Below are 14,005 nucleotides of genomic sequence, written 5' to 3'. Positions count from 1 at the left end.
TCCTTTGCCGTAGGCGACTCTGCGTCTTCCGTCGCTCGCCTTGGGCGGGTAACAGTCGCGCGTTCCCCTTTCTTGAGGCGCCGATGACGGATCAAACTCCCCCTGTCGACGAGATGCACTATGAGCAACTCGCCCAGGACGCCTTGCGCGGCGTGATCCGCCTGGCGCTTGAGCGCGCGGCCGAGCCCGAAGGCATTCCCGGCGCCCACCACTTTTACATCACCTTCAAGACCCGCGGCGCCGGCGTCAGCGTCCCGCCGGACGTCCTGGCCAAATACCCGGACGAGATGACGGTGGTGCTGCAGCACCAGTATTGGGATCTGGCGGTCGAGCCGGACCTCTTCTCGGTCATGCTGAAGTTCGGCGGCGCGCCCAAGGTGCTGACCGTTCCCTACAGCGCCGTGGTCCGTTTCTACGATCCCAGCGTGCAGTTCCTGCTGCAGTTCGACGAGCCGGAAATCGTCGAGGCCGAGATCGCGCCCCTGTCGCCGCCCGCACGCGACCCGGACGCCGCCCCGCCTCCGCCCTCAGACGACGATGGGCCGAAGGTCGTTTCGCTGGACCAATTCCGCAAGAAATAACATCTTCGCGCCAAAGGGCGCGCAACCTTTGGCTGCAGACAAGCGTTGCCGTAACCTCCCCTTCCTTACCTAAGCGAGGTCGCTTCGATGCGTCTGTCTCTCATGTCCGCCGCCGCCGTTTCCCTGACGCTGGCCGCCTGCAGCCAGCCTGAAGCGACGCCGCCGGCGGAAACCCCAACCGCCTCGACCGAAGCCGCGCCCGCAACCGTTGAAACCGCCGCTGCTGACTGGAACGCCCTGAACACCCAGATCGGCAAATATCCCAACGAGACCAAGCTTCTGGAAGACAGCGCGATCACGGCTGATCTGAAGACGCTGCTGGGCGACAAGTTCGACGTCCTGACGACCAATATGCAGACCCAAGCGCCGCTGCAAAAAGACGGCGCCGTCCTGTTCACTTCGGGCAACAAGCAGCATGAGGGCGGCGTCAACGCGGCCTATCTGCTGATCGACCCGGCGAGCAAGGCGTTGGAAGTCGGCCTGTGGGAAGGCGGCAAGCTGACCACCTACAAGACCGCCGGCTCGACCATCGCCAAGCCGAAAGACGTGCAGACGCTGATCTCCAACGCGGCAGGCTGATCCGCCTTCAAGACTGACTTTAAAGATAGGGGTCGCGCCTGGCGCGGCCCCTATTTTCGTGGCCCTATCTGCGGGGAAAGACTCGAATGATGATGCGCTCGCGCTCGCCTTCGCGTCGCTCGACCAACAGACGGGCGACCTGGCTGTCGTCGTGAAACAGATAGCCCTTGATGGCGTCCAGAAGGGCCTTGGCCAGGTTGTCCAGATCCATCCACGGCGGATCGCCGACGTGCTCCATCACGATCTCGACGACGTAGTCGCCCCAGGAGGGTCGCGACGCCCATTCCTTGCGCATGAACTCATAGACCAGAGGCTTGTAGTATTTGGCCTGGGTGGTCAGGCCGTCGATGGTGATCTCGACCGCCTCGCCCTGCTCGCGGGCCCTGACCTTTCCGGTTCCGATCCAGCCGTCCACGCGTCGTCCGCCTTTCGTGAAGTGCGGCTCGCCTTGCCCCGCCGCGCCTGCGTGCTACACCGCCGGGCATCTTCCCGCCACGCCTGAGAGACGAGTCCCGCGCACATGAGCAACGTTCGTATCGAAACCGACACCTTCGGCCCCATCGAGGTCGCCGCCGATCGCTATTGGGGCGCCCAAGCCCAGCGTTCGCTCGGCAACTTCAAGATCGGCTGGGAAAAGCAGCCCCTGCCGGTCGTGCGCGCCCTGGGCATCGTCAAGCGCGCCGCCGCCGAGACCAACCGCGATCTGGGCAAGCTGGACGCCAAGCTGGCCGACGCCATCATCGCCGCCGCCAATGAAGTGATCGAAGGCAAGCTGAACGACCACTTCCCCCTGGTCGTCTGGCAGACGGGTTCGGGCACCCAGTCGAACATGAACGCCAATGAGGTGATCTCGAACCGCGCCATCGAGATGCTGGGCGGCGAGATGGGCTCCAAGAAGCCGGTCCACCCCAACGACCACGTCAACATGAGCCAGTCGTCGAACGACACCTATCCGACGGCCATGCACGTGGCCTGCGCCGAGCAGGTGGTCAACGACCTGATCCCGGCGCTGAAGCACCTGCACGCCGCCCTAGACGCCAAGGCCAGGGCCTGGGCCCACATCATCAAGATCGGCCGCACCCACACCCAGGACGCCACGCCGCTGACGCTGGGCCAGGAGTTCGGCGGTTATGCCCATCAGGTCGCCATGGGCATCGAGCGCATCGAGCAGACCCTGCCGCGCCTGATGGAGCTGGCCCAGGGCGGCACCGCCGTCGGCACCGGCCTGAACGCTCCGATCGGCTTCGCTGAAAAGGTCGCAGCCCAGATCGCGGGCATCACCGGCCTGCCCTTCACCACGGCGCCGAACAAGTTCGAGGCCCTGGCCGCGCACGACGCCATGGTCTTCACCCACGGCGCGATCAACACGGTCGCCGCGTCGCTGTTCAAGATCGCCAACGACATCCGCTTCCTGGGCTCGGGTCCGCGCGCGGGTCTGGGCGAACTGTCGCTGCCGGAAAACGAGCCGGGCTCTTCCATCATGCCGGGCAAGGTCAACCCGACCCAGAGCGAAGCCCTGACCCAGGTCTGCGCCCAGGTGTTCGGCAACAACGCCGCCATCTCCTTCGCCGGTTCGCAGGGCCACTTCGAACTGAACGTCTACAACCCGGTGATGGCCTACAACTTCCTGCAGTCCGTGCGCCTGGTCGCCGACGCGGCCATCAGCTTCACTGACAACTGCGTCGTCGGCATCGAGCCGCGCGAGGACAACATCAAGCACGGTCTGGAAAACAGCCTGATGCTGGTCACGGCCCTGAACGCCAAGCTGGGCTACGACACCTGCGCCAAGATCGCCAAGACGGCGCACAAGAACGGCACCACCCTGCGCCAGGAGGCCGTCGGCGGCGGTTATCTGACAGACGCCGAGTTCGACGAATACGTTCGTCCCGAGAAGATGATCTCGCCGCAGTAAGCCGCGCTTATCGCCAGACATGAAGACGCCGGCCGGATTCGCTCCGGTCGGCGTTTTTCATGCTCAGTCCTTGTCGCGAATGGTCCGCCCCACGGGCGCCAGCGACAGCTTGGCCAGTTCGACGTTCTTCAGCGCGAACGGAATGCCGATCAGGCTGACGAACTGCGGGACGGCGATCAGGAGATGCGCCAGGGCTATGTACCACCCCGCCAGCACCAGCCAGATCACGTTCAGCCCGACGCCCAGGCAACCCGCGCCCAGGTCAGTCGGGTTCGGATCGCGCCAGACGATCTCGCGCCCGAACGGCCAGAAGGAATAGCTGGCGATGCGCCATGCCGAAAACGCCCACGGCAGACCCACGACCGTCAAGGCCAGCAACAGCCCGCCGAACAGCCAGGCCAGGCCTGAGGCGAACCCGCCCAGGAAGAACCACAGCAGGTTCAGGATCAGTCGGATCAAATCGGTCGCTCCTTCGCGTCAATCACCCTCTTCATATGGCGAAAGGCCCCGCTGAAATCAGCGGGGCCCGGATGAAATCGCGGTAAGGCGACACCTTAGTGTTTCTCGGTCCAGCGCGCCTTGGCTTCGTCCTGGGTCATGTTCAGATGGACGTGCTCGTCCACGTGCGTGACCCAACTGACAGGGATCATGTGGTGCTTGAAGCCTGAACCGAGGTCCAGCTTCGCCAACTCGATCTGGTCGCCCATCACATGATCGACGCGGCCGACATGGCGGCCGTCCGAACCGACGACTTCCTGATGTTCCTTGATCATCGAGGCGTTTATCATTGACGCTCTCCGTTACTATGGGGACCGCCTCGGAACGGCCTGGCCGCTAGAGGGTTCACCGCAAAGCCAGGCGAGGAAGTTCACAATGTCGATGATCATTCACCACGCGCCGCAGTCCCGCTCGACCCGCCTTCTGTGGCTGCTGGAGGAACTGGGCGCCGATTATCGCATCCACTACGTCGACATTCTGCGGCGTGAGGGCCAGGGCCGAACCGACCCAACCAACCCCCACCCGCTGAAGCAGGCCCCGGCGCTCGAGGTCGACGGCCAGGTGCTGATCGAATCGGTGCTGATCTTCCTGTTCCTGACCGATCGCCACCCCGAGGCAGGCCTGGCGCCGGGACCGGCCGATCCGCGCCGGGCCGAGTACCTGTCGTGGTTGGGGCTCTACAACAATGTGCTGGAGACAGTGCTGACCTCCGGTCCGCCCGCCGGTTGGAACGAGACTCAGAAGGCCGCCTATGCCGAACTGGACCGTCGTTGGCGCACGGCGATCCAGGGCGGCGACTACATCCTGGGAGCGTTTTCAGCCCTCGACATCCTGTTCGGCAGCCTGCTGCAGTGGTTTCGCGCCGCCATGCCTGCGGGCGAGCCTTATGACGCCTATGTCCAGCGGATCGGCGCCCGCCCGGCGCTGAAGCGCGCCTGGGCCAAGGACAGCCCGGACGGCCATGTCTGATGGGTGAGATCGTCAACCTGAACAAGGCGCGAAAGGCCCGCGACAAGGCCGCCGCCAAGCGGACGGCCGAGGCCAACCGCCTGACCTTTGGACGCACCCGCGCCGAACGTGATGCGGCCAGGACCGAACGCGACCGTGACGCCAGGCGTCTGGACGGTCACAAACTGGACGACGACGCCTAGACCGTCACGACACCCGGGCCGAAGCGCGCTCCAGCAAGGCGGCCGGCGTTTCATCCGGCTGCATCTCGGCGACGCCGACGTCGAGCTCAACCACGAAGGGCGAGCGGTTCGGCCCCGCGTCGAAGGCGGTGCAGGCGATCACCGCCGCGATCCGTTCCGCCGTCAGCCGGGCCGCAGCGTGATCCGTCGCGGGCAAGGCCAGGGCGAAGGTTTCCGACGACAGACGGGCGGCCGTGTCCTCCACCCGCACCAGGCGCGACACCATGGCGCCGATCTGGGGCATGGCCCGTTCCAGCCAGCCGCCCGCACGGACCGCCGCCATGGTTTCGCTATTCGGCACGCGCAGGACGCACACGGACAGGCGTCGGTTCCGCTCACGCGCGCCCTTGGCGATGCGCGCCAAATGCGCCGCGAACAGGTCGCGGCTGAACAGCCCGGTCTCAGGGTCCATCAGGTCGCAACCACGCACAGCGTCTAGAGCCCGCCTCAAGCCCTGCCGACGGCGATGATTGCGCGCCAAGGCCAGCACCCGCTCGGCTGCTTCCTCCTCTGAAGTCTCTGCGGCGGCGACGTCTGCGAACCCTCGTTCAAACAAGGCAGCCAGATCAGGCTCGACCTTCTCGCGCAGATAGAGGGTCAGGGGGATATGATAGAGGCGCGTGTTGCGACGCATGCCCGCCGCGATCGACAAGGCCGGCGCATGATCCCGATCCCCCCACAGCACGGCGGCGTCGAACGCGCGCTCGTGCAGATAGTCGAAGGCCGTATAGGGAGTCGGCGCCGCCACAGCCTCTGCGCCCGCCGCCGCCAGCGCGTTGGACAGGGCCAGGAAGCGGCGGTCAGCCGCGCCCGCCGTCAGCACCTGCAACGGCGTGTCGCCCAGCGTCGGCTCAGGCAGATCGACGCTGTGAGCCGCAAACGTCGCCTGGCGCAGCCTGAACTCTTCCTCGGCCACCGCCGCGCGCGTCAACTGCTCCAACCGGAAGACCGTCTGCAAAGGATGCGGATGGGTCGACACAACCAGATCGCATCCATCGCCTCCAGGCTCTGACGCAGCGCCCAGGCCCAGGATCGACAGATAGCGCGGGGCGGCGGCGCTGCGCAGGCGCTCCAGCCCGCCTTCAGCCAGGCTCTTCAACTCGACCACGGCCGCATCCACAGCCAAGTCCGACACCGCCAGAAGCGCGGCATCCAGCGAGCGCGCCGTCACGGTGCGCCATCCTAGTCGGTCCAGTCCTTCGCAAAGCGAGCCAAGCTGATCGTCGGCGTCGGCGACGACCAGAACGCGCGGATCAGATTCCAAACACTGTCTCCTTGGCCTGGGCGGCTCGCCCCCGCGACCGCTCCAGAACCGCCATGATACCGGCGCCGACGAGGCCCGCAATGGGCAAGGCTGATCATCCGATGACGACATTGGGACTTCTCACCTTGCTGCGAATGGGGTTAATCCGCCCCCTTCGTTGACGATCGAGACTGCCGATTGACCCGTTCCAAGCCGATCACGGCCCAACCCCGGCTCTGGCTGCGCCTGATGACACGGGCTTTCAGCCGCAGTTGGGGTCGCGACGTCATGCTCTACACGGGCGGCGTGTCCTTCTTCGCCCTGCTGGCGTTGTTCCCGGCCATCGCCATCCTGATCGGCTTCTACAAGGCCGTTCTGACCATCGGCCAAGTCAGCGAGCAGGCCGCCGCCCTGGCGGACGTCATCCCTTCGGCCGCGCGCACCCTGTTCCTGAACGAGATCGACCGTCTGGCGAACGCCTCGGCGCGCACCGTCTCTGCCCAGAGCGCCATCGCCCTGGTGATCGGCGCCTATGCGGCGCACCGTGGGTTCAAGGCCCTGCTGGCCGGATTGAACCTGATCCACGACGAGACCAACCCGCTCGGCTTCTTCAAGTTCAACATGCTGGCCTTCCTGGTCGCGCTGGCCGCCTTCGTGCTGTTCACCATCGTGTCGGGCGCCGTGGTGACGTCGCGCCTGATGGAGCACGCCTATGCCGATCAGCCCGTCGGCTGGCTGGCGCTGCCGCTGGACGGCCTGTGGCCCGCCCTGGGTCTATGGCTGGGGCTGACCATGCTCTACCGCTACGCCATGGCCCACGCCAAGCGCGTCGCCTGGAAGGCCGCGATCATCGGCGGCCTGGTGGCCACGGTCATGTCCACCTTCTTCTCCTGGCTGTGCACCATCTATGTCGAGCAGATCGTTCACCTGGGCGCGACCTACGGCTCGGTCGGCGCCGTGGTGGTGCTGCTGATCTGGCTGTCATGGAACGTCAACGCCGTCTTCTACGGCGGGGCCTTCGCCACGGAACTGGAGATCGAATGGGAGACGCGCGCGGTTCCGCCCGAGCCAGCCGCCCTGCCCGACACCGTCGTCAATCTGTCAGAGCGGCGCCAGTCTCGACAGTGATGCTCAGGACGCCGTCCGTCTCATCTATATGAACCACGCGGCCGCCCAGTTCCTGCATCAGGAACGGCACGTCGATCCGCGCCATGGCGTCCGTGGCCAGCAAGGTCAGTTGAACGCCCGGCGCCCGTCCCTCCAGCGCCTTGCGCAGACGCAAGCTGGGCACCGGGCATCTATGCCCGCGCGCGTCCACCGTCATCACGGCCTCGCTCATTCCGACACGGCGTCCATCAGCAGCCCTAGAGCCGTCCGCACGCTTTCCAACCGGATCGCATCGCGTCCGATGTCGCCGAAGCGCTTTTCCAGATGCACGGTGCGGCCGTTCAGGCCGTGCACAGCAAAATGCACCAATCCTACCGGCTTCTGCGGCGAACCGCCCCCAGGGCCCGCGATGCCCGTCACAGACACGGCGATGGAGGCCCGCGAGCGCGCCACGGCGCCTTCAGCCATGGCGCGGGCCGTCGATTCGGACACGGCGCCGAAGCTCGCCAACAGATCGCTGTCCACGCCTAGCATCTCGACCTTGGCCTCATTGCTGTAGGTGACGAACCCGCGATCCAGCACGGCGGACGAGCCTGCAATCGCCGTCAGCGCGCCCGACACCAGTCCGCCCGTGCAGCTTTCAGCCGTGGCGATCATCAGGCCCTTCGCCTCCGCCTGACGAACCACGGCCTCGGCGATCGCCTCGATATCCTGCGGCAACATAGGAATTCGCTCCGTCCACGAGTCGTCATAGCCTCATCGGACGGAATCAGCCGCCCGACGTCGAAAGCAGCGAATGACCGATCAAACTCTGACGCCGGCGCATCGCAAGGTCGATGCGATAACACCTGCGGCCTTCGCCGTCGCCATCTTCACCTCGGCCAGCCTGGTATTCGTCGTTCAACCGATGACGACCAAGCTGGTGCTGCCGCTGCTGGGCGGGTCGCCGTCGGTGTGGAACACCGCCATGGTCTTCTTCCAGGCAGCCCTGCTGGCGGGCTATCTCTACGCCCACCTGCTGCAACGCATCCCGTCGATACGGGCGCAGGCGGTGATCCACTTGGTGCTGTTGGCGGCCGCAGCCCTCTTCCTGCCGCTCAGCATCACCGAGGCCCTTGGCGATCCTGACGCAGCCGCGCCGATCTGCTGGCTGCTCGGCGCGCTGGCGCTGTCGGTCGGCGCCCCGTTCGCGGTCCTATCGGCCACGGCGCCCCTGTTGCAGGCCTGGTATGCGCGCGTCCGTGCAGGACGACCCGACGGCGCCAACCCCTATGTCCTGTACGCCGCCTCCAATCTGGGAAGCTTCCTGGCCCTGTTGGCCTATCCCGCCCTGATCGAACCGCTGGCCTCCCTGTCGGGACAAAGATGGGGCTGGACCGTGGGCTATGGCGTCTTCGCCATCATGCTGGTGGGCCTTGCGATCCTCATGCCGCGCGCGGCGAGCATCACTCAGCCCCAAAAGGCCGCTGAACGCAGCCCGCCCATTCCCTGGCGTCGGAAGGTGGTGCTGGTCCTGCTCGCGGCGGCTCCATCCAGCCTGATGCTGGGCGTCACCGCTCACCTTTCGACGGACGTGGCCTCCGCTCCCTTCCTCTGGGTCGCGCCCCTAGCCCTCTATCTGCTGACCTTCGTCATCGCCTTCCAGGCGAAGCCGTGGATTCCCCTGCACATCACCCTGATGCTGCAGGCCTTCCTCACGGTGCTGATCGCCGCCCTGGTCGGGATGACGACCGGCCAGTGGCTGGCGCTGCTGGGCCTTCACCTTCTGGGTTTCTTCTTCACCGCCCTGATGTGCCACCAACAGATGGCGGCGCGACGTCCAGCGCCGGACCGCTTGACGGAATTCTACCTGTTGCTGTCGCTGGGCGGCGTGTTGGGCGGCGCCTTCACCGCCCTGATCGCGCCGGTCGTGTTCGAGACGGTGCTGGAATATCCGCTGGTCATGGTGCTGGTCTGCCTGGCCCGTCCCTGGCTGGGCGATCGTCCCGCCAAACATGAAATCTGGCTTATGGCCGCCGGCTTGGCGACCGCCGTCTTCGTCCCCCTGCTGTTCGAGATGCTGCGCTACAACCCGTCTCTGAGAACGGCCTTCAGCGATTTCGGCCTGACCACGACGGCGCAGATCATTCTGGGCGTCGCCGCCATTCTCGCCTTCGTGGTTCGGGATCGAGTGCTCATGTTCACGGCTGTCGTCGCGACCATGACCCTGTCCGCCCACTACATCGGCCGCGGCTATGACTGGAGCCTGTCCGAGCGCAGTTTCTTCGGCGTCATGCGCGTGGCGGTCACGCCCGACCCCAAGCTGGGCGGCGATATCCATGTGTTGATGCACGGCACCACCTTGCACGGCGCCCAGGCCCGCCATCCGGACTTCGCCTGCGCCCCGACCATGTACTACGCCCGCACCACGCCCCTGGGCCAGGCGGCCGAACTGATCCAGGCCCGCAGCCCAGCCGCCGTCATCGGCGTGGTGGGCCAGGGCTCCGGCGCCATGGCCGCCTACAAGCGCGCCACGGATCAGATGTCCTTCTTCGAGATCGACCCCATGGTCGACCGCATTTCGCGCGATCCGAACTGGTTCACCTTCATCTCGGACTGCGCCGACGGGCCGATCCGCACAGTGCTGGGCGATGCGCGGCTGACGCTGAACAAGGAGCCTCGCGGCACGTATGACCTTCTGGTCATCGACGCTTTCTCGTCCGACGCCGTGCCGACCCATCTGCTGACCCGCGAAGCGATCGAAGGCTATTTGAAGCTGCTGAAACCCACAGGCGTCGTTGTGCTGCACCTGTCCAACCGCAATCTGGAGATCACCCTGCCCGCCGTCGCCGCCGCACGCGAACTGGGCGCGGCCGAACTGCATCAGGTTTATATCGAGAACCCAGAGGCCGCCCTGATGGCCGAAGCCTCGACCGAGGCCCTGGTCATCTCGCCGACCGCCGAGGGGCTGGCCGACTTCAAGGCCGACGGCCGCTGGCGCAAGCTGGAGCCGACCAAGGTGCGGCCGTGGACCGACGACTACGTCAACCTGTTCGACGCCCTGATACGCAGCATGAAGGCCCGCGTCGGCTGAGGCGCGGGGGCTAGGCCGCCCCCGCCACCCGCGCCAGATCGGCGGTGATGCGCTCGGCGACCTTCAGTCGATCCTCCGGCGTGGGCCAATCGCCCTTCACCACGATCTTCTGATCCGGCCGGATCTTCCAGAAGGCGTGATTCTTCTGGATCAGACCCACCAGCCCGATCGGGTTGGGGAAGGTGTTGTTTCGCAGAGTCAGCACTGCGCCCTTGGGCCCGATGTCGATCTTCTCGATCATGGCCGTGCGGCAGTTGGCCTTGATCCCCACGATCCGCAGAAGCTGCTGCGCCTCGTCCGGCAGGGGGCCGAACCGGTCGATCAGCTCGGCGGCCATGGCCTCGCGGTCCTCCATCTTCTCGGCGTCGGACAGGCGGCGATACAGGCTCAGGCGGACGTTCAGGTCTGGGACATAATCCTCTGGAATCAATACGGCCGCGCCGACATTGATCGAAGGCGACCAACCGCGATCCGGCGCCGCCTCGCCCTGCTCGCGCAGTTCGGCGACGGCGTCCTCCAGCATCTGCTGATACAGTTCGACGCCGACCTCGCGGATGTGGCCCGACTGTTCGTCGCCCAGCAGGTTGCCGCCGCCGCGCTGGTCCAGATCGTGGCTGGCCAACTGGAAGCCGGCGCCCAGGTTGTCCAGCGATTGCAACACCTGCAGACGCCGCTCCGCCGACAGGCTCAGCGGCTTGGTCGGATCGGTCGTCAGATAGGCGAAGGCCCGCGCCTTGGACCGGCCGATCCGGCCTCTGATCTGGTGCAGCTGAGCCAGACCGAACATGTCGGCGCGATGCACGACAAGCGTGTTGGCCGTCGGGATGTCGATGCCGCTCTCGACGATGGTGGTCGAGACAAGCACGTCATATTCGCCATCGTAGAAGGCGCTCATGACGGCTTCCAGTTGGGTTGGACTCATCTGACCGTGGCCGACGACAAACTTCACCTCGGGAACCTGCTCGCGCAGGAACCGCTCGATGTCGGGCAGATCCTTCAGGCGCGGCGCGACGTAATAGGCCTGACCGCCGCGATATTTCTCGCGCAGCAGGGCCTCGCGTACCAGCACCGGATCCCACGGCGTGACATAGGTCCGCACCGCCAGACGATCGACCGGCGGGGTGGCGATGATCGACATCTCGCGAATGCCCGACAGCGCCATCTGCAGGGTGCGCGGGATCGGCGTGGCCGTCAGAGTCAGCAGGTGAACATCGGCCCGCAGGGACTTCAGCTTCTCCTTGTGCTTGACGCCGAAGTGCTGCTCCTCGTCGACGATGACGAGGCCCAGATCCTTGAAGCCGACCTGATCGGCCAGAACCGCGTGGGTGCCGACGACGATCTCGAAACTGCCGTCCTTCAGGCCTGCGCGCGTCTCGTTCGCGTCCTTGGCTGTGACCATCCGCGACAGGTGGCGCACCTTGATCGGCCAGCCGGCGAAGCGCTCTGAGAAGGTCTTGAAGTGCTGGCGCGCCAGAAGGGTCGTCGGGCAGACGATGGCGACCTGTTGGCCCGTCATAGCCACGACGAAGGCGGCGCGCAGGGCGACCTCCGTCTTGCCGAAACCGACATCGCCGCAGATCAGACGATCCATCGGCGTGCCCTTGCCCAGGTCCTCCAGCACGTCGCCGATGGCGTTCAGCTGATCGTCCGTTTCCTCGTAGGGGAAGCGGGCGCAGAACTCGTCGAACAGGCCCGCGGGCGGCACGATGGCGTCGGACACCCGCAGCGCCCGCTTGGCGGCCAGGGCGATCAGCCCTTCGGCCATGGCCCGCAGACGCTCCTTGGCCTTGGCCTTGCGCGCCTGCCAGCCCGCGCCGCCCAGACGGTCCAGCTGAACTCCCTCTGCGTCCGTGCCGTAACGCGTCAGAAGATCAATGTTTTCAACTGGCAGGTAGAGTTTGCTCTCACCCGCGTAGAGGAGTTCGAGACAGTCGTGCGGCGCCTCCTGGATCTCCAGCGTCCGCAGCCCCTCATAACGGCCGATGCCGTGATCCAGGTGAACGACCAGATCGCCCGCCGTCAGGGCGGACGCCTCAGCCAGAAAGTTGGACGCCCGCCGCTTGCGCTTGGGCCGCGCCAAACGGTCGCCCAGAATGTCGGTCTCGGAGATGACGGCCAGATCATCGGTGGCGAAGCCATGCTCCACCGGCAACACCGCGCGCAGATAGATGCCGTCCGGCGCGCCGCGCACATCGTCCCAGTCCCGCACCGCCACGACGTGCGTCAGACCGTGATCGCCCAGCATGGCCGCCAGACGTTCGGCCGAACCTTCGGACCATGAGGCGAACAGGACGCGTTTGCCCTGCCCCTTCAGCGCCTCGGCGTGTTGGGCCACGGCCGCGAACAGATTGACGCTGTCCTGCGACCGCTCGGCGGCGAAACTGCGGCCTAGACGGCCACCGGCGTCCTCGCCCGAACCAGCGGCCAGCGGCGACAGGCGACGCACGGCGCGACCGGCCAAGGCGCTGTTCCAGTCGCCGTCGTCCAGATAGAGCCGTGCTGGCGGCAGGGCGCGATAGGTCGCCCCGCCCTTGCCGCGCGCTGCCTCCTTGCGCGCCTCATAGGCGTCGACGGTCAGGTTCCAGCGCTCCGCACGCGCCTGCTCCGTCTGGCTGTCGAGAAAGACCGGCGCCGCATCCGGCAGATAGTCAAACAGCGTATCCAGCCGGTCGTAGAACAGCGGCAGCCAGTGCTCGACGCCCTGACGGCGCGCTCCCTCGCTGACGGCGGCGTACATGGGCTCGTCGCCCGGCGCGCCGAAAAGGTTCAGATAGCCGCTGCGGAAACGCGAGATCGAATCTGCGTCCATCAGCACTTCGGACACGGGCGATAGAGAGACGGCCTTCAACTGGCGCGTCGAACGCTGGGTCTCGGGGTCGAAGGCGCGGATCGATTCCAGCTCAGACCCGAACATGTCGAGGCGCACCGGCTCCTCAAATCCCGGCGGGAAGACATCGATCACACCGCCGCGAATGGCGTATTCGCCACGTTCCGACACGGTGGATGCGCGCACATAGCCGTTGGCCGCAACGTAACGTTCCAGAGAGGCCGTATCGAGATCAGCGCCGACCTTGGCCGCAAACCCGGCCCCAGTGACGGCGCTGCGCGGCGGCGTGCGCTGGGCGGCGGCCGCGACGGTGGCGACCACCAGCAGCGGCGTCCTGTCCGCCGGATCGCGCGTCGCCAGCCGGGTCAGGGTCGCCATGCGCTGAGCGGCGACCGAAGCCGTGGGGCTCAGCCGGTCATAGGGCAGACAGTCCCACGAAGGATATTCAAGAACTTCAATATTCTTGGCGAAGAAGCGGAACGCTTGGATGAAATTGCCTGTGCGCTGATAATCGCGCGCGATAAATAAAGCGGTCCCGCCCTGGGCCTTGATCCGCTCGGCGACGATCAGGGCGTCCAGCCCTTCCGGCGCGCCGCCCAGCTCCATGTCGGTCCGCGCCAGCGCCGCGTCCATCAACCGATGCCCTTGGCCACTTCGGCGGCGACATGGGCGCGCATGAAGGCGCGGATGCGGGCCATCATCGGGCCTTCGAACTCGGGCGGGGTCGGTTCGCGCTCAATGATCCAAGCGTAGAGATACTGGTCTTCTTCATCCAACAGGCGCTCGAACTCGGTCAGTTCAGCGTCGTCCAGCGTCGGCACGATCTGATCGGCGAAGGGCCCCAGCACCATGTCCGCCTCGCGGAAGCCCCGGCGCCAGGCGCGGAAGGCGATGCGGCCCAGGCGTGTCTTGCGGTCGTCAGAGTTCAGGGCGTCCTCGGGACGTGCGTCGATATCGGCCACGCGGTTTCCTTGCCTGTCCGTTCACTTCGGTAA

15 protein-coding genes are annotated in these 14,005 nt (G+C 66.1%); 7 read left to right on the top strand and 8 right to left on the bottom strand.

Annotated features, from left to right (window positions below; all coding sequences use genetic code 11):
- Positions 1 to 83: 83 nt before the first annotated feature.
- Both B3D50_RS08335 and B3D50_RS08330 read left to right on the top strand, forming a co-directional pair.
- Positions 84 to 581: an SspB family protein gene (locus B3D50_RS08335; protein WP_046652932.1), complete on the top strand. Its 498-nt coding sequence runs from the start codon at positions 84 to 86 to the stop codon at positions 579 to 581.
- A gap of 87 nt (positions 582 to 668) precedes the next feature.
- Positions 669 to 1,160 (top strand): hypothetical protein, encoded by a 492-nt coding sequence (locus tag B3D50_RS08330; RefSeq protein WP_286950705.1) that lies wholly within the window; start codon positions 669 to 671, stop codon positions 1,158 to 1,160.
- 64 nt (positions 1,161 to 1,224) lie between these two features.
- Here B3D50_RS08330 and B3D50_RS08325 read toward each other — a convergent pair whose 3' ends face one another.
- Positions 1,225 to 1,575 carry a RusA family crossover junction endodeoxyribonuclease gene (locus B3D50_RS08325; RefSeq protein ID WP_286950703.1) on the bottom strand — a complete coding sequence of 117 codons (351 nt, stop codon included), beginning with the start codon at positions 1,573 to 1,575 and terminating at the stop codon, positions 1,225 to 1,227.
- Positions 1,576 to 1,680: 105 nt separating this feature from the next.
- On the opposite strand from B3D50_RS08325, the gene fumC reads away from it, so the two are divergent.
- Positions 1,681 to 3,072, top strand: coding sequence for a class II fumarate hydratase (gene fumC / locus B3D50_RS08320; RefSeq protein WP_286950700.1), 1,392 nt, complete (start codon positions 1,681 to 1,683; stop codon positions 3,070 to 3,072).
- A gap of 63 nt (positions 3,073 to 3,135) precedes the next feature.
- Here fumC and B3D50_RS08315 read toward each other — a convergent pair whose 3' ends face one another.
- Together B3D50_RS08315 and B3D50_RS08310 are read right to left on the bottom strand one after the other, a co-directional pair.
- On the bottom strand, positions 3,136 to 3,531 hold the full coding sequence (locus B3D50_RS08315) for a YccF domain-containing protein (RefSeq protein WP_286950699.1): 396 nt from the start codon (positions 3,529 to 3,531) through the stop codon (positions 3,136 to 3,138).
- A 95-nt stretch (positions 3,532 to 3,626) separates the two neighbouring features.
- The gene (locus B3D50_RS08310; protein ID WP_003165122.1) at positions 3,627 to 3,860 is read right to left on the bottom strand and encodes a DUF2171 domain-containing protein; all 234 of its coding nucleotides are present in this window, start codon (positions 3,858 to 3,860) and stop codon (positions 3,627 to 3,629) included.
- Positions 3,861 to 3,945: 85 nt separating this feature from the next.
- Between B3D50_RS08310 and B3D50_RS08305 the strand changes: the two genes are divergently transcribed.
- Both B3D50_RS08305 and B3D50_RS08300 read left to right on the top strand, forming a co-directional pair.
- Complete coding sequence (locus tag B3D50_RS08305; RefSeq protein ID WP_286950696.1) at positions 3,946 to 4,539, top strand: glutathione S-transferase family protein; 594 nt, start codon at positions 3,946 to 3,948, stop codon at positions 4,537 to 4,539.
- Entirely contained in the window at positions 4,539 to 4,721 is a 183-nt protein-coding gene (locus tag B3D50_RS08300) for a DUF4169 family protein (protein WP_286950694.1), read from the top strand. Before B3D50_RS08305 ends, B3D50_RS08300 begins: the two co-directional genes overlap by 1 nt.
- A gap of 4 nt (positions 4,722 to 4,725) precedes the next feature.
- Here B3D50_RS08300 and B3D50_RS08295 read toward each other — a convergent pair whose 3' ends face one another.
- Entirely contained in the window at positions 4,726 to 6,024 is a 1,299-nt protein-coding gene (locus B3D50_RS08295; protein ID WP_286950692.1) for a diguanylate cyclase domain-containing protein, read from the bottom strand.
- Positions 6,025 to 6,201: 177 nt separating this feature from the next.
- Between B3D50_RS08295 and B3D50_RS08290 the strand changes: the two genes are divergently transcribed.
- Positions 6,202 to 7,131, top strand: a complete 930-nt coding sequence (locus B3D50_RS08290; RefSeq protein WP_286950689.1) for a YihY/virulence factor BrkB family protein — start codon at positions 6,202 to 6,204, stop codon at positions 7,129 to 7,131.
- Here the strand turns inward: B3D50_RS08290 and B3D50_RS08285 are convergent.
- On the bottom strand, positions 7,097 to 7,342 hold the full coding sequence (locus B3D50_RS08285; protein WP_286950688.1) for a sulfurtransferase TusA family protein: 246 nt from the start codon (positions 7,340 to 7,342) through the stop codon (positions 7,097 to 7,099). The two genes, B3D50_RS08290 and B3D50_RS08285, sit on opposite strands and share 35 nt — an antisense overlap.
- The gene (locus tag B3D50_RS08280) at positions 7,339 to 7,833 is read right to left on the bottom strand and encodes a CinA family protein (RefSeq protein ID WP_286950686.1); all 495 of its coding nucleotides are present in this window, start codon (positions 7,831 to 7,833) and stop codon (positions 7,339 to 7,341) included. Before B3D50_RS08280 ends, B3D50_RS08285 begins: the two co-directional genes overlap by 4 nt.
- Positions 7,834 to 7,906: 73 nt before the next feature.
- Between B3D50_RS08280 and B3D50_RS08275 the strand changes: the two genes are divergently transcribed.
- On the top strand, positions 7,907 to 10,183 hold the full coding sequence (locus B3D50_RS08275; RefSeq protein WP_286950684.1) for a spermidine synthase: 2,277 nt from the start codon (positions 7,907 to 7,909) through the stop codon (positions 10,181 to 10,183).
- 10 nt (positions 10,184 to 10,193) lie between these two features.
- On the opposite strand, the gene mfd is transcribed toward B3D50_RS08275, so the two are convergent.
- Positions 10,194 to 13,643, bottom strand: coding sequence for a transcription-repair coupling factor (gene mfd, locus B3D50_RS08270; protein WP_286950682.1), 3,450 nt, complete (start codon positions 13,641 to 13,643; stop codon positions 10,194 to 10,196).
- Positions 13,643 to 13,972, bottom strand: a complete 330-nt coding sequence (locus tag B3D50_RS08265; protein WP_286950680.1) for a succinate dehydrogenase assembly factor 2 — start codon at positions 13,970 to 13,972, stop codon at positions 13,643 to 13,645. The genes mfd and B3D50_RS08265 overlap by 1 nt, the downstream gene beginning before the upstream one ends.
- Between the last annotated feature and the right edge of the window lie 33 nt (positions 13,973 to 14,005).

The organism is Brevundimonas sp. UBA7507 (genome assembly GCF_002478355.1).
In the GTDB taxonomy this organism is placed as follows: Bacteria; Pseudomonadota; Alphaproteobacteria; order Caulobacterales; family Caulobacteraceae; genus Brevundimonas; species Brevundimonas diminuta_D.
This window is presented reverse-complemented; position numbering and strand designations above follow the sequence as displayed.